This is a genomic window from Rhizobium sp. CF080 (assembly GCF_000282095.2).
GTDB lineage: Bacteria > Pseudomonadota > Alphaproteobacteria > Rhizobiales > Rhizobiaceae > Neorhizobium.
In genome coordinates this window covers 173,883-195,720 of sequence record NZ_AKKC02000010.1, presented here as the reverse complement: position 1 = coordinate 195,720, position 21,838 = coordinate 173,883, and the positions used below count along the sequence as shown (strand labels likewise).

Genomic DNA, 21,838 nt, shown 5'->3' with positions numbered 1-21,838 from the left:
GCACGGCAGGCCACCATATCTGGCGGACCGGATTGACGAAAAGGCAGCCTCGCAAGGCCGCAGTCTCCGGCAGATGCCAAGTTTCAGGAGTGCAGGACATGGACAGATTGAGCGAACTCGCCCGGCTGATTGCACAAAACACCGATGACGATGGCGCATTCGAAACCGCGATCCCGCGCCTGTCGGTGATCCGCATGTCGAAGCCGACCGAGCCGCTGCATGCCATCCACCAGCCGGCGGTGTGCATCATCGCGCAAGGGGCGAAACAGGTCATGCTGGCCGACGAGATCTTTCGCTACAGCCCCGGCCAGTATCTGGTCGTCTCGGTCGACATGCCGGTGACCGGCCAGGTCATCGAGGCGACGGCGGAAGAGCCTTATCTCTGCCTGCGGCTCGATCTCGACCTGAAGCTGCTCAGCGAAATGATGGTGGAGATGCCGGCGGCGCTCGCCACGCCGACCATGCGCAAGAAATGCATCGGCCTCAGCCATACCACGCCGGAATTCCTGGATGCCGCGCTCCGCCTCACCCAGCTTCTCGACCGACCGGACGAGATCGCCTATCTCGCGCCGCTGATCGAGCGCGAACTGATGTTCCGGCTGCTGCGTGGAGATCAGGCCGAGATGATCCGCCAGATTCTGGCGCCTGAAAACCGGCTGCAGCAGGTCAACCGGGCGATCTCCTGGATCCGCCAGAATTTTTCCTCGCCCTTCTCGATCGAGCAGGTCGCCGTCGAGGCGCGCATGAGCACGTCCTCGCTGCACCAGCATTTTCGCGAGGTGACGGCGATGAGCCCGCTGCAATACCAGAAGCAGCTGCGCCTGCAGGAAGCCCGGCGGCTGATCCTCGGCAAGGCCATGGATGCCGCGACGGCCGCCCACCAGGTCGGCTACGACAGCCCTTCACAGTTCAGCCGCGAATACCGGCGCCTGTTCGGCGCCCCGCCGATCCAGGATATCACCCGGCTCAGAAGCGAACCGTCCCGTTACGCCGAGGCGTGATCCTTGACCGCGCCTATCCTCACACCCTGGCGCAGAACACGTCGAGCGCGTCGAGTTTCACGACGCCCTTTTCGAGCCGCGACTCGAAGCTCGGCAGGTTGACCGGCAGGCTTTCGCCGAACCGTTTCGGCAGTGTGAAGTTCTGCGGCTCTCGGGTCAGGTTGAAGACGAACAGCAGTTTTTCGCCGCCCTTCTCGCGCACGAAGGCGAGCAAGTCCTGGTTGGTGTCGAGGAAGGTCATGTCGCCGTCGATGAGCGGCGGATGCGCCTTGCGGAAGGCGAGCGCCGCCCGGTAGTGGTGCAGCACTGAATCCGGGAGTGCCTCCTGCGCATCGACGGCACGGCTTGCATGTTCGCCCGGAACCGGCAGCCAGGTCTTCGAGCCGGTGGTGAAGCCCGCATGCGGCTCACTTGTCTCCCAGGCCATCGGCGTGCGGCATCCATCGCGGCCCTTGAAGGCCGGCCAGAAGCGGATGCCGTAGGGGTCGCGCAGATCCTCGAAGGTGAGTTCCGCCTCGGTCAGCCCCAGTTCCTCGCCCTGATAGAGGCAGATCGAGCCGCGCAGCACCGAAAGCAGCGTGATCGACAGTTTTGCGACCCGGTCCTGCTCGGCAGGAGACTCAGCGAAGCGGGTCACATGCCGCACCACGTCATGGTTGGAAAAGGCCCAGCACACCCAGCCATTGCTGACGGTATCGGCAACCGTCGTCATCACCTTGCGGATATAGGCCGCATCGAAGGCGGGGCCCAGGAAATCGAAAGTGTAGCACATGTGCAGCTTGTCGTTGCCGGTCGTGTAGAGCGCCAGCGTCGAAAGCGAACGCGGCCCGTCGCCGACTTCGCCGACGGTCGCACGGCCCTCGTAGCTGTCGAGCAGCGCTCTCAGCCGCTTCAGGAAGTCGATATTTTCCGGCTGGGTCTTGTCGTAGAGGTGGTTCTGCATGGAATAGGGATTGGTGTCCGTCTCCATGCCTGCGCCGTCGGTATCGTAGACCATCGGCGGGTTGTTGCGCAGCTGCTTGTCGTGGAAATAGTAGTTGACGGTATCGAGCCGGAACCCGTGCACGCCGCGGTCCAGCCAGAAGCGCACCGTGTCCAGCATGGCGGCCTGGACCTCGGGATTGTGGAAATTGAGGTCCGGCTGGGCGATCAGGAAGTTGTGCATGTAATATTGCTTGCGCACCCCGTCCCATTCCCAGCCCGGCCCGCCGAAAATCGACAGCCAGTTGGTCGGCGCCGTGCCGTCCGGTTTTGGATCGGCCCAGACATACCAGTCGGCCTTGGGATTGGTGCGGCTGGAGCGGCTTTCGACGAACCACGGATGCCGGTCGGACGTGTGGGAAATCACCTGGTCGATGATCACCTTCAGCCCCAGGCGCTCGGCCTCGGCCATCATCTCGTCGAAGTCGGTGAGCGTCCCGAACATCGGGTCGACATTGCAGTAGTCGGAGACGTCGTAGCCCATGTCGGCCATCGGCGAAGTGAAGAAGGGCGAGAGCCAGATCGCATCGACGCCAAGCGAGGCGACATGCGGCAGGCGGGCGGTAATGCCCTTGATGTCGCCGATCCCGTCACCGGTCGAGTCCTGAAAGGAGCGCGGATAGATCTGGTAGATCACCGCGCCGCGCCACCAGTTTGCATCGACTGCCTTCACTGCCTGTGTCGCCATCGTCCGACTCTCCTTCCTCAAATGTTCCAGCCCAACCTAGTGCCCCCCGTTCAAAAGACAACGCATAAGCGGGGCTCTGCGAAGTTCCGAAACCACTCTCTTGCCACGGCTGAAACTTCGGCCTATGCGAGTTTAAAAATACGGGAGGGATGCAATTGGGCGGACGGCTTCTTTCGATCGGCGAGTGCATGGTGGAGCTGTCGCAGGCGGGCGAAGGCCTGCTGCGCAAGGGCTTTGCCGGGGATACGTTCAACACCGCCTGGTATGCGCGCGCCTGCTTGCCCGCCGAATGGTCGGTGGACTATTTCACCGCGGTCGGCGACGATCCCCTGTCGACCGAAATGCTGTCGATGATGAGGGATGCCGGCATCGGCACGGGCTTCATCCGCCGCATCGAGGGCAAGACGCCTGGCCTCTACCTGATCACGCTGAAGAACGGCGAACGCACCTTCAGCTACTGGCGCGATACCGCCGCCGCCAGGAAACTCGCCGACGATGCCGACCATCTGCGCGCGGCAATCGAGGCCGCCGACATCCTCTATTTCTCCGGCATCACACTGGGCATCCTTAGCCCCGAAGCGGTCGAGACGCTGCTGTCGGAACTGCGCCGCGCCAAGGCTTCCGGCAAGACGGTCGCTTTCGACCCGAACATCCGCCCCCGCCTCTGGCCGAACAGGGATTATATGCTGAAGACGATCGAGGCCGGCGCCCGGGCGGCCTCCCTCGTCCTGCCGAGCTTCGACGACGAGACCACCCATTTCGGCGATGCGACCGTCGCAGACACCATCGCCCGCTACCACGCGCTCGGCGTCGAAAACGTCGTGGTCAAGAACGGCGCGGATGGCGCGACACTGAGCTTCGCCGGCGCCGCCCCCGTCCACGTCCCCTCCGTCAGGGCAGACCTGCTCGTCGACACGACAAGCGCCGGCGACAGCTTCAACGGCGCCTTCCTGTCACGCCTCGTCCGCGGCACCCCACCGGCACAGGCCGCCGCCTACGGCGCCTCGGTCGCCTCGGTCGTCATCGGCCACCACGGCGCCCTGATCAGCCCGGCGCTGCTGCCGGGGTAACACGCCTCCGGACGTATCTGGACGCAACGGACAAGGGATCCGAGATCGACGCCCTCGTCCGCCTGTTTTTCTGCGCGCGTCATACATCAATTTTAGTCATTATCTGAAAGAGCTAGGGCGGCTTACGATTGCTCCCAACGAGGAAATGAAATGCGTATCGCTCTTGCCGTCCTGACCGTCCTGGCGCTGTCCCAGGCTGCACACTCCGCCCCGATCGATGTCCTGACCAAGGCCGAAGAGAAGACCTACGAGGCATGGGGAAAGCTCGGCCTGACGGAGCGCCTGGTGACCTTCGTCACCGCGCCCTCCACCGGGTACGGCATCTATCAGGAAAAGCAGTCCAGCATTTTCAAGCAGGGTGAAAAGGTCATCACCTATGTCGAACCGATCGGCTATGGCTGGAAAGAGCTTCCCCACGACATGTACGAACTCAACTTCGTGTCGGACCTGAAGATCAAGGCGGCGAACGGCGACGTCATGCTCGACAAGAAGGCCTTTTCTACCAATGTTCTGCAGAGCCACAACGCCAACATGGAATTCTCCATGGACTTCACCCTGACGCTGACAGGCGCACCGGCCGGCAAATATACCCTGACCTATACGATCCACGACATGAGCGGCGACCAGACCTCGACATTCGATCAGGAATTCACCATCGCCGCGGAATAACGCTCCCGGCGCCGGCTGCCCTCGCTCGAGCGTCAGCCGGCGACCCGGAACGACACCGGAAATCCCTGCATCACCGAATTGGCTACCGTGCAGACGCTTCTGGCCCGTTCGATCAGGGCCCTGGTGTCGGAGCCATCGCCCGAGGTGCAGATGACGTCGAGCTCCGCACCCACGGCAACCAGCGGCGTGCCGTCGAGCTCCAGCGTGACGCTGACCGCGATATCCTCGATGTCGACATTCATTTCGTGAGCGACATATCGGAGATCGTTGCAGAAGCATCCGCCGATCGCCAGCGCCAGCAGCTGCCCGCCATTGAACCCGAGATTGCGCCCGCCAGCCTTCCCCTCCGGCCGGTCGACGACGATCGTATGGCTGCCGGCCCACCCCAGCGCCGCCTCGGTTCCGGCCACGTTGCGAAGCTCGACGGTCGACGAAATCATGGGCAATCCTCCTGATCGGATCGATAATCCCATTGAACGCGCGGCAGTTCAATCGATAAGCGGAAGCCTTGAGAGATCATCAGAAAGGAGACGTAGCCAGAAAAATCAATTCATGATTGCATGAATGCGAAGGTTGTAACTAGGTCCCACCGGAAAGTAGCAACTATGTGTGAAAAGCCGATCATACCGCCTGCTGTTGCTACGGAGCAGACTGACTCGTATCGAATATATGACGCGATCTGGCGAAATATGGACCGCGAAAATAACCTTATTAACCAACGTCTTGGATGGGCAATATTTTTTAGTGCGGGTATCTTCTCGGCCTCGGCCGTGGTCGTCAACATCATGATGAAGCTCGTCGATACGAAACTCGCCTATCTAACGACTTGGATGATCGCCGGTTGCTTTCTGTTGGGATGTTTGGCTGCCCTTGGCGTGTATTTCTCTCTCCGCGTCCTGAGAGGGGTCGATGCTGCGCTTGAGCAAATCGAATATCTACGTGAGAGATATCAACGAGACGAGGTCAAGTTCAAAGCGATCGGCCTGCCGCGCCCTTTTGGCGAAAAGAAGGATATAGACCGAGGCCGTAGCGCCTCCACAATTTTTCCGCAAACACTGGTGCTGATCTGGTCAGCGGCTTGGGGCTTCAGTGTATTGGCGGCGGGAATATTCGGAACTTTGGCGGTACTTGGCATTCCTATTGTTGAACCGCCCAGTTCCTCGGCGTCGCCTCTCCGTGTCTTGGTTGCCCCCTTCATCAGCCTGTAACAAACTTTTCCGATAGAGGGCCGACAACGCTTCGTCACGCGCGAGTCGTGGACGGATCGGCAACCGGGTTCGGCCTTCCATGACAAGAATAACCATCGTGACGGATGCCTGGTACCCTCAGGTGAACGGCGTCGTCCGTTCGATCGAGAATACCAATCGGGAACTTGCCCAGATGGGCGTCGACGTGACGATGGTGACGCCGCAGGATTTCACCAGCGTTCCCTGCCCCACCTATCCGGAAATCCGCCTCTCGGTCGCCACCTACTGGCAGATTGCCAGCGCCATCCAGGCGTCGATGCCGACCGCCGTGCATATCGCCACCGAAGGCCCGCTCGGCCTGCTGGCGCGCCGCTGGTGCCTCAAGAACAACATCCCGTTCTCGACCAGCTACCACACCCGCTTTCCGGAATATGTGTCGGCGCGCTTCCCCATTCCGGTCCGCTGGCTGCATGGCTTCGTGCGCTGGTTCCACAATGCCGGCAACGGCTGCATGGTGGCGACCGCCAGCCTCGAGCGCGAACTGTCGAAACTCGGCCTGAAAAACCTGCTGCGCTGGAGCCGCGGTATCGACCAGACCATGTTCCATCCGATGGATCTCGACGAGCGGCCCTTCGACCTGCCGCGCCCGATCTTCATGACCGTCGGCCGCGTCGCGGTGGAAAAGAACCTGCCGGCCTTCCTCGATCTCGACCTGCCCGGCTCCAAGGTCGTGGTCGGCGATGGTCCTGCCCGCGCCGACCTGCAAAAACGTTATCCGAACGTGCTGTTCACCGGCATGAAGACCGGCGAGGATCTCGCCCGCGCCTATGCGCAGGCCGACGTCTTCGTCTTCCCGTCGAAGACCGACACGTTCGGCAACACCATCCTCGAGGCGCTCGCCAGCGGCGTGCCGGTCGCCGCCTACCCGGTCACCGGCCCGATCGACATCATCGAGGAAGGGTCTGGCGCCGGCGCGCTCAGCGAAGACCTGCACGAAGCCTGCCTTGCGGCACTCGGCTGCTCGCGCGAAAACGCCCAGACGCTTGCCCGCAAATTCACCTGGGAAGCGGCATCGAAACAGTTCCTGAACAATGTGCTGATCGCCCAGGGGCGGCCGAAACTGCCGGCACCGCGGGGTGGAATTCGGCCTTCGACGGTGTAGTAGCGCCCTTGACAGGGTGATCGATAGCTCGTGGCACCCTCTTCTCCCCAGCGGGGAGAAGTGCCGAGCGAATGCGAGGCGATGAGGGGGCTCACGAGTTCGGCCCTTGCGATATGGCTTCGCCCCCCTCATCCGGCCCTACGGGCCACCTTCTCCCCGCTGGGGAGAAGAAGGGGTACGCCCTACCGCTTCTTCTTGCGCCCCTCGAACGGGTTTTCACCCGCCTTGAAATGCATGCGGATCGGCACGCCCGGAATGTCGAAGTCGGCGCGCAACCCGTTGATCAGGTAGCGGATATAGCTTTCCGGCAGCGCGTCAGGCCTGGTGCAGGACACCATGAAGGCCGGCGGGCGGGCTTTCACCTGGGTCATGTACTTGAGCTTCAGGCGGCGTCCGGAGACGGCCGGTGGCGGATGCTGGGTCTGCACGCCGTCGAGCCAGCGGTTGAGCCTGGCGGTCGAGATGCGCTTGTTCCATACCTTGTCCGTGTCGATGATGCTCTGCATCAGCTTGTCGAGCCCATAGCCCGTCTGGCCGGAAATCGGCACCGCGCGCAAGCCCCGCGCCTGCGGCAGAAGCCTCTCGGTCTTTTCGCGCAGATCCGCAAGCACCGCCTGCGTATCCTCGACCAGGTCCCACTTGTTGAAGGCGAGCACGGCGGCCCTGCCTTCGCGCAGCACCAGGTCGACGAGCTGCAGGTCCTGCTTTTCGAACGGAATGGTCGCGTCGAAAACGATGACCACAGTTTCGGCAAACCGGATCGAGCGTAGCGCATCCGCAACCGAGAGCTTTTCGAGCTTCTCCTGGACGCGTGCCTTCTTGCGCATGCCGGCAGTGTCGAACATCTTGATGGTGCGGCCGCGCCACTCCCACTCGACCGAAATCGAGTCGCGGGTAATGCCCGCTTCCGGGCCGGTCAGCAGCCGGTCCTCGCCGAGAAACCGGTTGATCAGCGTCGACTTGCCGGCATTCGGGCGGCCGATGATGGCGACGCGCAGCGGCTTGGTCTCGTCGTATTCCGGCTCGACCTCTTCGTCGCCCTCGTCCGCAAAATCGGAATCCCGGACGTCGATATTGGTCTCCGCCTCGTCGTCGGCCTCCGGAAACGCCCGTTCCTCGCCGAGCGCCTCGACGATCGCGTCGCGCAGGTCGATCATGCCCTGTCCGTGCTCGGCCGAAATCGGCACAGGTTCGCCCAGGCCCAGCGTATAGGCGTCGTAGAAACCGGCATCCGAGCCGCGCGCTTCCGACTTGTTGGCGACCAGCACGACCGGCTTGCCGCTGCGGCGCAAGAGCTCGCCGAACGTCTTGTCGAGCGGCGTCAGGCCAAATTTTGCATCGACCACGAACAGCGTCAGATCGGCGTCGTCGACCGCAGCCTCGGTCTGGGCGCGCATGCGGCCTTCGAGCGTCTCGGGTCCTGCCTCTTCGAGACCGGCGGTATCGATGATCGTGAATTTCAGGTCGATGAGCTTCGCGTCGCCCGGACGGCGGTCGCGGGTGACGCCCGGCGTGTCGTCGACAAGCGCCAGCTTCTTTCCAACCAGGCGATTGAAAAGCGTGGACTTGCCGACGTTCGGGCGTCCGACGATGGCGACGGTGAAGCTCATTCTGTATCCTTAAAGCCCTGAGCGAAACCCGTCAGGGCGCCTTGCCGGAAGAGGTGATGTTGTCGAGCATGATCTGCGCGCGGTTGGCGACGTTGCGCGGCGCAGAGGCGTCATTGGCGATCTGCTGGAACCATTCCTTGGCCTGCGCGATCTTGCCGGCCTTGTAGGCGGCAAGACCAAGCGCCTCGCGGGCGGAATTGGCAAGCGGATTGGCGGGCACCGCCATCGGCTGCACTTCGGCGGCCACCTGTTCATAGGTGCCGTTGTCGATCAGCAGCCAGGCGGCGCGCATCCGGGCGAGGTCGCGCATCGACTGCGGCGCCTTGGCATCCTTGCCGACCGCCGAGAAGGTGGCGATCGCACCCGCGGCATCGCCCTTGGACTGCTGCACCGAACCGGCGCGCAGCTTGGCGAGCACGGGATAAGCGCCGGTGCCGTCCTTTTCGAGCGCTGCGAAGGCGGAGAGCGCCTCGTCGCTCTTGTTTTCAGAGGCAAGCTTCAGGGCCGCCAGGAAACGGTCGCCCGATTGCGAGGAATTATGCGTGTCCCAGTATTCGTAGCCGCGATAGCCGGCCGTACCGACGACGATCAGCACGGCCACACCGATCACGACCTTGCCGTAACGCTGCCATGCACCCCTGAACTGATCGGAGCGAAGTTCCTCGTTCACTTCGCGAATAAAACTGTCGTCGTCCTGCGCCATCAAAGTCTCCGGCCCAACCGGCCCATCATGCGGAAAAGCGCCTTCTAGCCTATTTTCCCGGAGATGTAAGGCCCCCCTTAACGCCTGTCGCGCAAAAGTGGCCGCCGGCTTTGGCAAGATCACGGGCAGAAAGCAAAAATGTAGCCCGGAAAGCTTGTTAGAGGCCGCAGGGTAGGAATCGGCACTTCGATCCATCCGTTCAAAGCTTCGCCTCATTCAGCCGTCACAAAGCCGCTGTCCTTCCGCATGTTTCAGGTACCCGATGCGTCCTCTTGCCCTTCCCCTCGTCCTCTGTCTTCTTGCCGCGCCCTTCGCAGCCAATACCGCCGACAATACCGCTGGCAAGCCGAAACAGCTGGTGATGGTCTCCTTCGACGGCGCCGGCGCCAACAATCTCTGGCAGCGCAGCCGCGATCTCGCCAAGCGCACCAATGCTCATTTCACCTATTTCGTGTCCTGTACGCTGGTGATCGAACGGGCCAACGCGAAAAGCTACCAGGGACCGCACGAGAAGCCGGGCAAGTCGAATATCGGCTTTGCCCAGACCGCTGCTGAGGCCCGCGAAAGGCTCGGCCATGTCTGGCAGGCGCATCTCGAAGGCCATGACATTTCCAGCCATACCTGCGGCCATTTCGACGGCAAGGACTGGACGGCAGCCGATTGGACCGCCGAGTTCAATACCTTCCACGATGTGCTGAGCAATGCCTGGAAGACATCAGGCGCCGGATCGGAAGAGCCGGCCGGCTGGAAGGATTTCGTCGCGACCGGCATCACCGGTTTCCGCGCCCCCTATTTCTCAACCAGCCCCGGCATGGTCGAGGCCGAGAAAATGGCCGGCATCCGTTATGACGCCAGCCTCGTCACCAAGGGACCGGTCATGCCAGAGCAGAAGGGCGGCCTCGTCCGCTTCGGCCTGCCGCTCATCCCGGAAGGCCCGGCGGGTCGGCCGATCATCGCCATGGACTACAACCTCTTCATCCGCCACTCCGGCGGCATCGACAATCCGAGCAGCTCGGCCGAGTTCGAGGACCGCGCCTATTCCGCCTTCAAGGCCGCCTTCGACAAGGAATATGACGGCGACCGCATCCCCTTGCAGATCGGCCTGCACTTCGTCGAAATGAACGGCGGCGCCTATTGGCGGGCGATGGAACGGCTGGTGACCGAGGTCTGCGGGAGAGAAGACGTTGCCTGCGTGAGTTATTCGGAGGCGATCAGGCTGATCCGCGAGCGGGAAAAGCCACGGGTGGCGTCGGGGCTTTGAGACCGATAGCTGCAGGTTTACGCTATGCGGGGTGAAAGAGACCGGAGGTTCATCCTCTCCACCCTCATTCCTGTGCTTGTCACAGGAATCCAGCCGCGCCGCGTCGGCGGCGCGAAAGACTCTTGCAAGCGGTAATGACCACTGCCAATCTTCAACCATGAAGGGTTACGTCTACATTCTCGCCTCAAAGCGTAACGGCACGCTCTACATCGGCGTGACGCGCGATCTTCCTGGCCGCCTTTACGAACATCAGAACGAACTGACACCCGGCTTCACATCGAGATACGGCGTCAAGACCCTCGTCTGGTTCGAGGAATACGACCTTCTCGTTGATGCGATCACCCGCGAAAAGACGATGAAGAAATGGCCGCGAAAATGGAAACTCAACCTTATCGAGGAACGTAATCCGGATTGGGAGGACATCGCCTCACATCTGCATTCCTTGTGAGGATAGAGTCCCTGCCGCGCAGACGCGCGGCTGCTGGATTCCTGTGACAAGCACAGGAATGAGGGTGGTTTAGGCTCGGACCATTTTTCCAGCACACCGTACCGGCGGAGGCTAGTTCCAGATTGTCTTTGCAAGGAGGACCCCAAGTCTGAGGCGTTGCAGGTAGTCGCGGGCAGCTCCCCAACCTCCCTCATTCCTGTGCTTGTCACAGGAATCCAGCAACCGCGCGTCGGCGCGGTGAAAGGCTCTTCCCGCACATCTCCCCTGTCAGAAACCGGGGACGTTTTCCCCACCCCACAAAAAACACACCTAACCCCATCAACCCCTTACGGACATTCGCTTCCCCGTCCATCCCCGCCTCCCGAACCCGCCCCATAATCACTCCGTCATCGGATGGGAAACCGGGTTCGCGAACCGGCATCCTCCTCAAGGGTTTTCGGACCCCGGTTTCGGTGATGGTTGCCAAGGCGGGTGACGAGGGCTCGGAAATCCTCTTCAAGTCGCTAAGAAGCAGCCGGGGCAGGCACAAACCACCTACCTCCCACATACCCGATACCGCCTGCCCCATTCCCAAACCAAAACCGCGCCGGACAAGACGTCCGGCGCGGCCAAAAGTGCTTGCGTTCAAGCGGCAATCAGTAAGGCCGGTCGGCCGCGATCTCGCCGGCTTCGGCTTCCCGCTCCAGGTAATGCTGGTCGATGGTCGGCAGCGGCTGGTCGTCGATCGCCGCTTCGAAGGCCTTCAGGCGTTTGTGGATGGACAGCAGCTCGATGATCGTCGTCCAGGACGTGACGAGATACTGGAACGAGTTGCTAACCTGCCCGAAGGCCGTGGCGATCTGCTGGTAGATACCGTAGGTGATCTTGCCCGCAACGATCGTCGGCACCAGCATCAGTAGCAGGAACACGGCATCGGCCTGGATGTAGAAATAGCGGGCGACGTTGAAATAGAGGTAGTGGAAATACATGCGGAAATAATTCCTCCGCACGTTGGTATAGAGTTCCTTGATGGTCGCCGGCTGGGCGCGGTCGGCATGATCCTCGCCGTAGACCAGTTCCTTGCGGTAGGCTGCTTCCACACGCTGGTTGCGGAAGTTCAACCCTGGCAGCTTGATGCCGACCGTCGCCAGAAGAATGGTGCCGAACGCCGACCAGAAGATGGCGAGCCAGAACAGCGCATGCGGCACTTCGCCGATGAACGGCAGTTCGGAGACGTAACCCGATAGCGCGAACAGGATCGGCAGGAAGACGACCAGCGTCATCACCGCATTGATCAGGTTGATGCCCAGCCCCTCGAGCGTTGCGGAAAACCGCATCGTATCTTCCTGGACACGCTGGGAGGCGCCTTCGATATGGCGCAGCTTTTCCCATTTCGACATGTAGAAGTCGTTCATCGCCGTGCGCCAGCGAAAGATGTAGTGGCTGGTGAAGAAGTCCGTCAGGATCGAGACGGCCATGCTGAGGAACACGATCTGGGCAAAGACGATCTGAAGATCGTAGAAATTCCAGGCGGTAATGCCCGGCTGTTTCGAAAGGGCGTTCTGCAGCAGATCGCCGAACGGCCGGCGCCAGTTGTTGATGACGACCGAGACCTGCACCCCGAAATAGGTCACCGCGATGATCAGCAGCGAGCCCCAGATCGACCAGAGCGTCCAGGGATGATCCTTGGCGATGACGTTCCAGACGCCCCCGAACAGCACCAGGCAGACCGCGAAATAGGCGTAAAACCACAGGTTCGCAGGGACCAGGAAATATGTGAGATCGTAAGGCTCCCGCTCCGGCATCACATATCCGAAGGACGCGCCAAGACCGTCGAAGACGAAATACCAGGCAAGGATGGTAACGATGGCCCAAACGACGCCCGAAAGTGCGAACAGTTTCGGCCGGGGAAAGAAGGAGTGGAACACGGAGCTTTTGCTTTCCTGAGTTCGAGTCGGCGGGATGTCGGAACGACTGTTGAGCCGGAAACTAAGGCAGTTCCAAGGGAGCGGCAATGGCCGCGCCACTTTGTTACACAACTGTAACCGCGGGATTATTAGGAAGCGCTGCGCGCAACCGGGAGTGCGAGGAGAACACACACAATGAGAGCGGCGGCGGCCAGAAGCGTCGGGGCGACGAAACTGCCGCTCCCTTGAGCGATCCAGCCGGCCACCAGCGGCCCGATGATCTGGCCGGTGCCGAAGGCGGCGGTGGCGGATGCCAGCGCCCGGCGCGGGCTTTCCGGCGACAGTTTCCGGCCGATCTGGAGGCCATAGGCGGTGATCACCATGAAGGTGACGCCGAGCAGCAGCCCGCCGACAAGCGCGCCGGCAGTGGGCGGCAGCATCACCGAACCGAGCACGCCCACCATCTGCAGGCCGAGTGCGGCGGCATAGGTCTTGGCCAGCCCGAAGCGGTTGACCACCGGCCGCCAGAGCAGGAGCGAGACGGCAGCCGCCGAGCCGGTCAGGAACCAGGCGAGAAATTCCACGACCGGGCCTGCATTCCCCATCCGCGCGATGGTGACGAGGAAGGTCGCGGTGATCACGTAACCGAAGCCGAACAGACCGTAGGAGGCGGTGAGCAGCGTGAGCGGCCTGCGCCAGACAAGCGGCGGCTCGACCGCCGAGCCGGTGCCGATCGCCTGTCTCGGCAGGATCCAGGCCACAGTGGCAAGCACGACGAGCACGATCGCCGCGCTGGCGAGCCAGTTCATCCGCCAGCCATGCGCGCCGTCGCCGGCCACCGCGTTGACGGCGAAGACCAGCGCCGAAGACAGCGCGATGCCGAGCCCGACACCGCCGAAATGCAGGACGTTCACATTGTCGCGGCCGACCGCATAGGGCAGCACGATCGACGACGTAAAGATCATCGCAAGCGCGCTCGCAACGCCTGCCAGAAACCGGATGACGATGAAGGCGATGATCGAATCCGTCGCCGCCATGGCCGCCAGCAGGATCGCGGTCGCCAGAAGCCCGCCGAGCGCCACCTGCCGCTCGCGCCCCGCCGCCCAGCCGTAAGCCGAAAGGATGGCGCCGGCGAGATAGCCGGCGAAATTGCCTGCCGCGATATACCCGGCATCGGCCGCCGAAAGCGGAATGCCGGTGATCATGCCCGGCAGGATCGGCGTATAGACGAAGCGCCCGAAACCCATTGCGGCGGCCATGGCGATGGCGCCGGCAAAACCGATCAGCAGGGGCCGGCTGGAATAGCTCGTATTGATCTGCAGCATGAGACGGTTATGGCAGCCCCGGCGGGCCGCGGCAAATGAGGAATTATCATTGCAGCGATGAAACCGAATGATGATTCGTATACACGCAATCGTGCATATGCCGCGACGAATTGGTGCAGCGCATGAACGAAATTGTCTTGCTGCTGACATGAATGCGAGACAATCTCTCGATCATCGCCATCGGGGCGCGGAGGCATGCGCATGGAACATGACCTGACCCTTTCGGAAGTGCTCGTCGATCCGTTGATCGCGCAGCTTCGCCAGGCCGACGCTGTCGGTTACGCCGCTTTTGCGCAATTGCTGCAGAGCGCGGCCCGCGTCCATACGCGCCAGATGCTGGGAAACCTTCATGCCGAGCGCACCGACGCCTTCTATCGTCGCGTCGATGCCGTGACGGACGGCAACAAACACAATTGACCGATCTGCCGTAACGACAAAAGGTTTTCGTGACGGCAGGTCTCACTCAATCCGCTAGCGTCAGGATCAGCGGCCCGTTGCGGGTCGCGACGATCGTATGCTCGTATTGCACTGTCGGTGCCTTGGGATCGCTATAGAGCGTCCAGGGATCGCCGTTGCCGCCGTCCTCGGCCCAGTTGGCGCCGAGCGACAAAAATGGCTCGACGGTGAAGACCAGTCCGTCTTCCATCGAGCGCGTCTCATGGCGGTCCGGCCAGGTGGGGATTTCCTTCGGCTCGTCATGCAGCGTCAGCCCGATGCCGTGGCTCGAAAGATTGGTGATCAGCGTATAGCGGTTCTTCTTGGCGAAGGTTCCGATCGCATTGCCGATGCCGGACAGCGGCTTGCCGGCCTTGACCTGCTGCAGCCCGGTCCAGAGTGCCCGGCGCCCGTCGCGGCAGAGTTTTTCGATCTCGCGCTTGACCGGCGGCACGGCGTAGGAAGAGCCCGTATCGCCGAAGAAGCCGTCTTTGACGGCCGACACGTCGATATTGACGAGATCCCCCGCCTGGATCACTCGGTCGCCCGGAATGCCGTGCGCCACTTCCTCGTTGACGCTGATGCACGTGGCGCCCGGAAACTGGTAGCAGGTCTCCGGCGCCGATTGCGCGCCATTCTCCTCCAGGAACTTGCGGCCGATCGCGTCGAGTTCGCGGGTGGTGATGCCCGGCTCCAGCGCCTTCCCCATCATCTCCATCGCCTGCGCGCAAAGCCTGCCGATATCCTTCAGCTTGGCCAGTTCGTCTTCGGTGGAGATAACCATGGTCTGCTTTACGTCCTAACGCGTCCTAACTCGATCAGGCGGCCGGTTTCGCGCCATCGGCCGAGCCCGTCAATTCTTTTCTGGCGACCCCCAGTTCTTTTCTGACGATCGGGGCAACTTTCGCGCCGTAAAGCTCGATGCCGCGCATGACCTGGTCATGCGGCATCGGCCCGATCGCCATCTGCAGCAGGAACCGGTCCATGCCGAATACCTGATGGGCGGCGATGATCTTCTCGGCCACCAGTTCCGGCTCGCCGAGGAAGAGATTGCCAAGCTTCGAACGCGCCTCGTCGAAATGCGCCCGGTTGGTCGGCCCCCAGCCGCGCTCGCGGCCGATGCGGTTCATCACCTCGGCCTGCGGGCCGTAGAACTGGTCGGCGGCGGCTTCAGTCGTATCGGCGATGAAGCCGTGCACGTTGATGCTGGTCTTCAGCCTGGCCGGATCCTGGCCGGCGCGGCGGGCAGCCTCGCGGTAGAGATTGAAGAACGGCGCGAAACGCGGATATTCGCCGCCGATGATCGCAACCGCGAGCGGCAGGCCCATGGCCCCTGCCCGCGCCACCGATTGTGGCGTACCGCCGACGGCGATCCAGATCGGCAGCTCCTTCTGCAGCGGACGCGGATAGACGCCGCGACCGTTGATCGGCGCGCGCTTTTCACCCTGCCATGTGACGATCTCCTCGTCACGGATGGCGAGCAGCAGGACGAGCTTTTCGGTGAACAGCTCGTCGTAGTCGCCGAGATCGTAGCCGAACAGCGGGTAGGATTCGATGAACGAACCGCGGCCCGCCATGATCTCCGCGCGGCCGTTGGAGATCAGGTCGACGGTGGAAAACTGCTGGAAGACCCGCACCGGATCGTCCGACGAGAGTACCGAAACGGCGCTGGTCAACCGGATGTTTTTGGTGATCGCCGCCGCCGCGGCAAGCACGGTAGAGGGCGACGAGATCACATAATCCGGGCGGTGGTGTTCGCCGAGCCCGAACACGTCGAGCCCCACCTGATCGGCAAGCGCGATCTCCTCCAGGAGATCCTTGATCCGCCTTGCACCTTCCGCGCCCTTGTCCAGTGCTGCGGCATCGACATCGCCAAAAGTATGAAGCCCGAGTTCCATCTTGAAAAAATCCGTTCGTTGATGCCTGTCAGATAGTTATCGGGCACGTTTGCCGCAAATGCTATTCTTTCGAAGGCATCGTTCGATGGAATGGATAGGTGCGGGCCGATCTGCATCGCCTGCGCCATTACCTGACAACCCGCACGGGACTACGAGATTTAGGCCACAAATGTAGGTTTAGGATCTAAGAAAATGGTAATCCATCCGGCATAATCTGCTCGGCCAACAGGAACAATAGTTTAGGCAAATCGAATGAATGATGGCACCGGAAATCGGCCGGACTTGGACGCTCCGAACCTGCAATCATCGAATGACATCTTGATTGTGGAGGATTCCGTCGCCCTTTCGGCCCTGCTGCGGCAGCGGCTCGAGCGGGAGACGGCTGGCAGGACCTTCTGCTGTGCGAGCCTGGAACAGGCGCGCATGCTGCTGGCGGGACAGAAGTTCACCCTGGCGCTGACGGGCCTCAACCTGCCTGATGCGCCCAACGGCGAGATCCTTGCCCTGCTTGCCGAATACGCGGTTCCCACGATCGTCTTCACGGCAACCTCCGAGACGGAGACCCGCATCCGCTACACCGAGCGGAAGATCATCGACTATATCGTCAAGAGCGACAACAGGACGGTCGATACGGTCGTCAGGACCGTGAACCGCATCCTGACCAACAGCGCCTTTTCCGTTCTCGTCGTCGACGATGCGAGATGGGCCCGTTCCGGTCTGGTCGAGATCATGCAGAGGCAGAACTTCCGTGTCCTCGAAGCGCTTTCCGGCAAGGAGGCACTGGACATGCTTGACCAGAATCCGTCGATCGAACTGGTCATCACCGACTATAACATGCCCGACATGGATGGACACGAACTGACGAGACGCATTCGCGCAACCCGGCCTTCGGACGAACTGCGCATCATCGGGGTTTCGTCTTCGTCCGACCGAGGCCTTTCCGCGAGCTTCCTGAAGGCCGGCGCGTCGGATTTCATCTACCGTCCCTTCGTTCCGGAAGAGCTGCAATGCCGCATCGACAACAATGTCGAAACGCTGACCCAGCTGAAGCGGCTGCGCTACCTGGCGGAACGAGACCATTTGACGGGGCTGGCAAACCGCCGCTTCTTCTTCGAGAAGAACCCGCCGCTGAGACCCGCGCCGGCAAACGACGCGGTCGCGATCCTCGACATAGACCATTTCAAGTCGGTCAACGACACCTACGGCCACGAGGCCGGCGACCAGGTGCTCAAGCGTCTTGCCGGCACCCTTAGCGAGATGACCATCGACAGGCGATATCTCGCCGCCCGCCTCGGCGGCGAAGAGTTCGCGATCTACATGAAGGATACCAACGCCTTCCAGGCCCATTCCTTCTGCGAAGAGATACGGACCCGCGTCCAGGCCACCAGTATTCCGGTGCAGGACAAGACCATATCGGTGACGATCTCGATCGGCGTCATGGAAATGGAGGAGCGCGAGACCTTCGGCAACCAGCTCAACGCCGCCGACCAGCTTCTCTACATGGCGAAAAAGAACGGCCGCAACCGCGTCTATTCGAGCCTGACGATACCTGAAGCGCTGATTTCTCAACCGCAGGAACCCCATACCCGAGTGACCCGGCGCCCCGGCACCCGGTGACTTGCCAAACCGAATTCGAATCCGCTTTCAAAGACTTCCGCCAGGCTTTTGAATCGATCTCGAAAGCGCCTTGCGGCCAAGGCAAGGCCGTCCGAGCCTGGCTCGGACGGCGGCTCATGCTTCAGAAAGTCTTGGCGACCTGTTGGAGCTGGTCGGCGACGATGCCCCAGCCGACCGTGAACCCCATCTGTTCGTGGGCCTGCTTGTCTTCCTCGGTCCAGTGATAGGCGGTCGCGGTGTATTTCGTGCGGCCGTTGCCGAGGTCTTCGAATTCGACGACCGCCGTCATGAACGGCTTTTCCGACGGCACCCAGGCGCTGGTATAGGCGTCGGTGAACACGAGCTTCCTGTTGGGCACGACTTCCAGATAGATCCCGTAGTTGGGGATCTTCTCGCCGTTCGGCCCTTCCATCAGGATGAAGCTCGATCCGCCGGCCCGCAGGTCCATCCTGGCCTCCGTCACCTTCCAGGGCTGCGGGCAGAACCATTCCCCCATGCGTTCCGGCGTGGTCCAGGCCTTGAAGAGCTTGTCGGCCGGAACGTTCATTTCGCGAACGATCTGCAAGGCGTGCTTTGCGGTATTGGCGGTCATCGTCTATCTCCCTCAGGTTTTACAAAACATCTCATCCGATGTTGAACTTAGGACGTGTGACGAGAACGATATCCGACAAGTGTCATGGAATTTTTTCGGCTCATGGGCCAAATATCCTCGGGAACGGGATGGCAGGCATCGGGAGGGGAACCGTGACCCAGTTAAGATTCGAGGCCGAAGTCATCCACTGGCGAGGACCCTCGCCCTTCTTCTTCGCCCCGCTCCCCCTGCACCATGCCGCGGAGATCAGGCGGCTCTCAAAGCTTCTGACATATGGATGGGGCGTGATCCCGGTCGACGCGAGGATCGGCGGCGTCTCATTCTACACCTCGCTCTTCCCGAAGGACGAGACCTATCTCCTGCCGCTGAAGGACGCCGTGCGGAAAAAGACCGGCATCACGGCGGGCGACGTGATTTTCGTCGAGATGGCACTACGGCCGCCGCGGCGGTAGCGGAGGGCATTGCATATGGAACGTGAGGCGGTGCGTGGAGCCCCTCCCCCTTGTGGGGAGGGGTTGGGGAGGGGTTTTCACTCCGCATCAAAACCCCTCCCGCCTGCCGGCCACCCTCCCCACAAGGGGGAGGGTTAAGAATGCCGCACCGCCTCAAGGTTCATATGCAATGCCCACCTACACCACCGGCGGCGTCACCGCGCCCAGCTTGTCGATCTGCTGGCGGATATGGGCGCATTCGGCCGGCGAGTTGGCAAGCGCGATCGCCCGGTCGAAGGCTTCGCGGGCTTCGGGCCTGCGACCGGCCTGCATCATCAACCCGCCCTTGACCCCGTGGAAATAGAAATAGCCGTCGAGCTTGTCGGCAAGCGGCGTGATCATCTCGAGCGCCGCCTCCGGGCCTTCCAGTTTCGAGACCGCGACGGCCTTGTTGAGCGTCACCACCGGCGACGGCTGGATGCGCTCCAGCAGGCCATAGAGCATGGTGATCTCCTTCCAGTCCGTGTCCTTCGGCGTCGGCGCGCGGGCATGCAGCGCCGAGATCGCCGCCTGCACCTGATAGGGGCCGGGCTTGCGGTGGCGGATCGCCTTGTCGAGCAGCGCTAGAGCCTCGTTGATCAGCTTGCTGTCCCAGCGGTTGCGGTCCTGGTCCTCGAGAAGCACGATCTGGCCATCCGCGTCGATGCGCGTTTTGGCGCGGGAATGCTGCAGCAGCATCAGCGCCAAAAGGCCCATGATCTCCGGCTCGGCCGGGAAGATGCGCAGCAGCAGCCGGGCAAGCCGGATCGCCTCGTCGCAGAAGGCGGCGCTGTCGGGATTGGTGATGCCGGCGGAATAGCCTTCGTTGAAGACGAGATAGATCATCGCCGAGACGATGCCGAGACGCTCCGCCCGTTCCGCCGGCCCCGGCGTCTCGAACGGCACACCGGCTTTCGCGACGCGCGCCTTGGCACGGGTGATGCGCTGCTCCATGGCGCTGTCGCCGACCAGGAAGGCACGGGCGATCTGGGCGACGCTGAGGCCCGAGACGATCCTGAGCGCCAGCGCGATCTGCTGGGTCGCCGGCAGGTCCGGATGGCAGCAGATGAACATCAGCCGCAGGATGTCGTCGCGATAGTGGGAATTGTCGAGCCGGTCGGCCATGTCGCCTTCTGCATCGGACAGATCGGAGAAGGCTTCCTCCTCCGGCAATGGATCGTTCTTGGAGCGCTTGCGGACCACGTCGATGCCGCTGTTGCGGCCGACGAAGATCAGCCAGGCGGCCGGATCGCGCGGCGGCCCCTTGTCCGGCCAGGTCCGGATGGCGCGCAGGCACGCCTCCTGAAAGGCCTCTTCCGCGGTATCGAGATCGCGGAAATAACGAAGGAGCGCACCAAGCGCCTGCGGCCGGGCGGCCGTCAGGGCGAGCTCGATCCAGGCAATATCTGTCATGTCTTGGTCTCGCTATGTTTGATCTCGCCGGGACGGAAGACGAGGAAGGGCCGGATTTCATAGGAACTGGAGCCGGGATTGACCGCCGACAGCGCCTTCGAGAAGGCGACCGCTTCTTCCAGCGTCTCGACATCGAGCGTGTAGAAACCGAGCAGCACTTCCTTGGTTTCCGCAAACGGCCCGTCGAGCACCAGCGGTTCTTGGCTGCCTTTTCGCACCGTGGTGGCCGCCGTCGTCGGCATCAGCCGTCCAACGGGGCCGAGCTTGCCGGCCTCAGCATAAGGCGTCTGCACCTCGATGAGCTTTGCCATGACGGCTTCCTCTTCCTCCCTGGACCAGGCGAAGACGGTTTCCTCATGGGCGTAGCAAAGGATGGCGTAAAGCATGCGTAGCTCCTTCTCCTAATGAAGACGAAGGATTAGCTCGGGTGCCGACAGGGCGCAGCAATTTTTTGATGGATCAGCGCCGTCCGGTCGGGCTGGTGCCGAACGTCTCGCGGAAACGGCGGGAAAAATGCGACCGTGAGGCATAACCGGCGGCCTCCGCCGCAGCGATGCTGGAAGCGCCCGAGGATATCGCGTTCTGCCCCGCCTTCAGCCTTTCCCGGCGCAGGATGGCCCGGAACGAGGCGCCCTCCGAGGATAGCCGACGCCGCAGCGTCGAGGCGCCGATCCCGAGCTGCTCCGCCACATCGGCAACGCTCCAGGGCTCGGACGGGGCGGTGGCGATCAGCCAGGCGATCTCCTCCGAAAGGCTCTGGCGGAACAGCATCCGCGCTTCCGGCAGCGGGCGCAGCAGGGCCAGGACCTCGGTCATGCGCAGCCGCTTGATCGTCTCGCCGATCGTGCCGTCGGCAATCGTGGTTGCCGCATGGCAGAGAGCCTCAACGAGATCCTCGCTGAGCGGCAGGCCGAAACTGCCCGCCTCGCCGCCTTTCAACCGCTCGGCCGTCGAAAGCGGCGGTATCCCTTCCGGCAGGGAAGGCACGTCGAGCCGCAGCGCGACATACAGGCCATTCGCCTCGTCCGGGATGTTGACGGCATCCAACGGCACTCCGCCGGGCAGGACGAACACCGAACCGGCCGGAAAGACCTGCGTCCGGTCGCCGAGCCAGACTTCCTTCTGGCCGTGGAGAACGATGCAGACCATCGGGCAGTCCAGTTCCAGCGCCTTCACCTTTTCCCGGTCGAAACAGCAATAGATGAACAGTTGCTCGGCATAAGCGTTCATGCCGGGTTTGAGCTTGCCTGCCACCATCGGGCGCAGGCGGTCGAGCAGGCGGCGGGAAAAATCGGGAAAGCGCTGGGTGACGATCAGGTTCATGGCCGCAGTATAGCGCAGGATGCGAAACGAAAAACATGCCTGGTGAGCGTTTCGGGCTCAAGCCGGCAAAAATCCGGCACGGACGGATGACGGAAAGCG

The 21,838-nt window shown here is 62.2% G+C and carries 22 protein-coding genes; 10 read left to right on the top strand and 12 right to left on the bottom strand.

Going from position 1 to position 21,838, the window contains the following annotated elements; all coding sequences use genetic code 11:
- The first annotated feature begins 98 nt into the window (after positions 1-98).
- Positions 99-1,001 (top strand): AraC family transcriptional regulator, encoded by a 903-nt coding sequence (locus PMI07_RS23430; RefSeq protein ID WP_007772973.1) that lies wholly within the window; start codon positions 99-101, stop codon positions 999-1,001.
- Between the two features lie 19 nt (positions 1,002-1,020).
- On the opposite strand, the gene PMI07_RS23425 is transcribed toward PMI07_RS23430, so the two are convergent.
- Complete coding sequence (locus PMI07_RS23425) at positions 1,021-2,670, bottom strand: alpha-glucosidase family protein (RefSeq protein WP_024164074.1); 1,650 nt, start codon at positions 2,668-2,670, stop codon at positions 1,021-1,023.
- A gap of 155 nt (positions 2,671-2,825) precedes the next feature.
- On the opposite strand from PMI07_RS23425, the gene PMI07_RS23420 reads away from it, so the two are divergent.
- Entirely contained in the window at positions 2,826-3,740 is a 915-nt protein-coding gene (locus PMI07_RS23420) for a sugar kinase (RefSeq protein WP_007756501.1), read from the top strand.
- Positions 3,741-3,890: 150 nt separating this feature from the next.
- The gene (locus PMI07_RS23415; RefSeq protein ID WP_007756502.1) at positions 3,891-4,409 is read left to right on the top strand and encodes a hypothetical protein; all 519 of its coding nucleotides are present in this window, start codon (positions 3,891-3,893) and stop codon (positions 4,407-4,409) included.
- 32 nt (positions 4,410-4,441) lie between these two features.
- Here PMI07_RS23415 and PMI07_RS23410 read toward each other — a convergent pair whose 3' ends face one another.
- Positions 4,442-4,849 carry an OsmC family protein gene (locus tag PMI07_RS23410; protein WP_007756509.1) on the bottom strand — a complete coding sequence of 136 codons (408 nt, stop codon included), beginning with the start codon at positions 4,847-4,849 and terminating at the stop codon, positions 4,442-4,444.
- A gap of 249 nt (positions 4,850-5,098) precedes the next feature.
- On the opposite strand from PMI07_RS23410, the gene PMI07_RS23405 reads away from it, so the two are divergent.
- Positions 5,099-5,617 carry a hypothetical protein gene (locus PMI07_RS23405; RefSeq protein WP_155956619.1) on the top strand — a complete coding sequence of 173 codons (519 nt, stop codon included), beginning with the start codon at positions 5,099-5,101 and terminating at the stop codon, positions 5,615-5,617.
- A 79-nt stretch (positions 5,618-5,696) separates the two neighbouring features.
- Complete coding sequence (locus PMI07_RS23400) at positions 5,697-6,758, top strand: glycosyltransferase family 1 protein (RefSeq protein WP_007756515.1); 1,062 nt, start codon at positions 5,697-5,699, stop codon at positions 6,756-6,758.
- Positions 6,759-6,940: 182 nt separating this feature from the next.
- On the opposite strand, the gene der is transcribed toward PMI07_RS23400, so the two are convergent.
- Both der and PMI07_RS23390 read right to left on the bottom strand, forming a co-directional pair.
- Positions 6,941-8,368 carry a ribosome biogenesis GTPase Der gene (gene der, locus PMI07_RS23395; protein WP_007756522.1) on the bottom strand — a complete coding sequence of 476 codons (1,428 nt, stop codon included), beginning with the start codon at positions 8,366-8,368 and terminating at the stop codon, positions 6,941-6,943.
- A 31-nt stretch (positions 8,369-8,399) separates the two neighbouring features.
- A complete protein-coding gene (locus PMI07_RS23390; protein ID WP_007756523.1) occupies positions 8,400-9,071 on the bottom strand; it encodes a tetratricopeptide repeat protein in 672 nt (223 codons plus the stop codon).
- A gap of 262 nt (positions 9,072-9,333) precedes the next feature.
- On the opposite strand from PMI07_RS23390, the gene PMI07_RS23385 reads away from it, so the two are divergent.
- Positions 9,334-10,332: a hypothetical protein gene (locus tag PMI07_RS23385; RefSeq protein WP_007756524.1), complete on the top strand. Its 999-nt coding sequence runs from the start codon at positions 9,334-9,336 to the stop codon at positions 10,330-10,332.
- Positions 10,333-10,489: 157 nt separating this feature from the next.
- A complete protein-coding gene (locus tag PMI07_RS23380; protein WP_007756525.1) occupies positions 10,490-10,780 on the top strand; it encodes a GIY-YIG nuclease family protein in 291 nt (96 codons plus the stop codon).
- A 635-nt stretch (positions 10,781-11,415) separates the two neighbouring features.
- Here PMI07_RS23380 and sbmA read toward each other — a convergent pair.
- Together sbmA and PMI07_RS23365 are read right to left on the bottom strand one after the other, a co-directional pair.
- Positions 11,416-12,687, bottom strand: a complete 1,272-nt coding sequence (sbmA, locus tag PMI07_RS23370; protein ID WP_007765606.1) for a peptide antibiotic transporter SbmA — start codon at positions 12,685-12,687, stop codon at positions 11,416-11,418.
- Between the two features lie 128 nt (positions 12,688-12,815).
- On the bottom strand, positions 12,816-13,991 hold the full coding sequence (locus PMI07_RS23365; RefSeq protein ID WP_024164073.1) for a YbfB/YjiJ family MFS transporter: 1,176 nt from the start codon (positions 13,989-13,991) through the stop codon (positions 12,816-12,818).
- 201 nt (positions 13,992-14,192) lie between these two features.
- Between PMI07_RS23365 and PMI07_RS23360 the strand changes: the two genes are divergently transcribed.
- The gene (locus PMI07_RS23360) at positions 14,193-14,408 is read left to right on the top strand and encodes a hypothetical protein (protein ID WP_007774102.1); all 216 of its coding nucleotides are present in this window, start codon (positions 14,193-14,195) and stop codon (positions 14,406-14,408) included.
- Positions 14,409-14,454: 46 nt separating this feature from the next.
- Here PMI07_RS23360 and map read toward each other — a convergent pair whose 3' ends face one another.
- Positions 14,455-15,210 (bottom strand): type I methionyl aminopeptidase, encoded by a 756-nt coding sequence (gene map / locus PMI07_RS23355; protein WP_007774100.1) that lies wholly within the window; start codon positions 15,208-15,210, stop codon positions 14,455-14,457.
- A gap of 34 nt (positions 15,211-15,244) precedes the next feature.
- Positions 15,245-16,324 (bottom strand): LLM class flavin-dependent oxidoreductase, encoded by a 1,080-nt coding sequence (locus PMI07_RS23350; RefSeq protein ID WP_007774099.1) that lies wholly within the window; start codon positions 16,322-16,324, stop codon positions 15,245-15,247.
- A 252-nt stretch (positions 16,325-16,576) separates the two neighbouring features.
- Between PMI07_RS23350 and PMI07_RS23345 the strand changes: the two genes are divergently transcribed.
- Positions 16,577-17,941 carry a response regulator gene (locus PMI07_RS23345; RefSeq protein ID WP_007774098.1) on the top strand — a complete coding sequence of 455 codons (1,365 nt, stop codon included), beginning with the start codon at positions 16,577-16,579 and terminating at the stop codon, positions 17,939-17,941.
- Between the two features lie 121 nt (positions 17,942-18,062).
- Here the strand turns inward: PMI07_RS23345 and PMI07_RS23340 are convergent, their stop codons facing one another.
- Positions 18,063-18,533 carry an SRPBCC family protein gene (locus tag PMI07_RS23340; protein ID WP_007774097.1) on the bottom strand — a complete coding sequence of 157 codons (471 nt, stop codon included), beginning with the start codon at positions 18,531-18,533 and terminating at the stop codon, positions 18,063-18,065.
- Positions 18,534-18,685: 152 nt separating this feature from the next.
- Between PMI07_RS23340 and PMI07_RS23335 the strand changes: the two genes are divergently transcribed.
- Positions 18,686-18,985, top strand: a complete 300-nt coding sequence (locus PMI07_RS23335) for a DUF1905 domain-containing protein (protein WP_245277224.1) — start codon at positions 18,686-18,688, stop codon at positions 18,983-18,985.
- A gap of 177 nt (positions 18,986-19,162) precedes the next feature.
- Here PMI07_RS23335 and PMI07_RS23330 read toward each other — a convergent pair whose 3' ends face one another.
- The 3 genes from PMI07_RS23330 to PMI07_RS23320 all read right to left on the bottom strand — a co-directional run bounded on the left by PMI07_RS23330 (position 19,163) and on the right by PMI07_RS23320 (position 21,739).
- On the bottom strand, positions 19,163-20,416 hold the full coding sequence (locus PMI07_RS23330) for an RNA polymerase sigma factor (RefSeq protein WP_007758756.1): 1,254 nt from the start codon (positions 20,414-20,416) through the stop codon (positions 19,163-19,165).
- Positions 20,413-20,802 (bottom strand): YciI family protein, encoded by a 390-nt coding sequence (locus tag PMI07_RS23325; protein ID WP_007758755.1) that lies wholly within the window; start codon positions 20,800-20,802, stop codon positions 20,413-20,415. The genes PMI07_RS23330 and PMI07_RS23325 overlap by 4 nt, the downstream gene beginning before the upstream one ends.
- A gap of 73 nt (positions 20,803-20,875) precedes the next feature.
- Complete coding sequence (locus tag PMI07_RS23320) at positions 20,876-21,739, bottom strand: helix-turn-helix domain-containing protein (RefSeq protein ID WP_007758754.1); 864 nt, start codon at positions 21,737-21,739, stop codon at positions 20,876-20,878.
- Between the last annotated feature and the right edge of the window lie 99 nt (positions 21,740-21,838).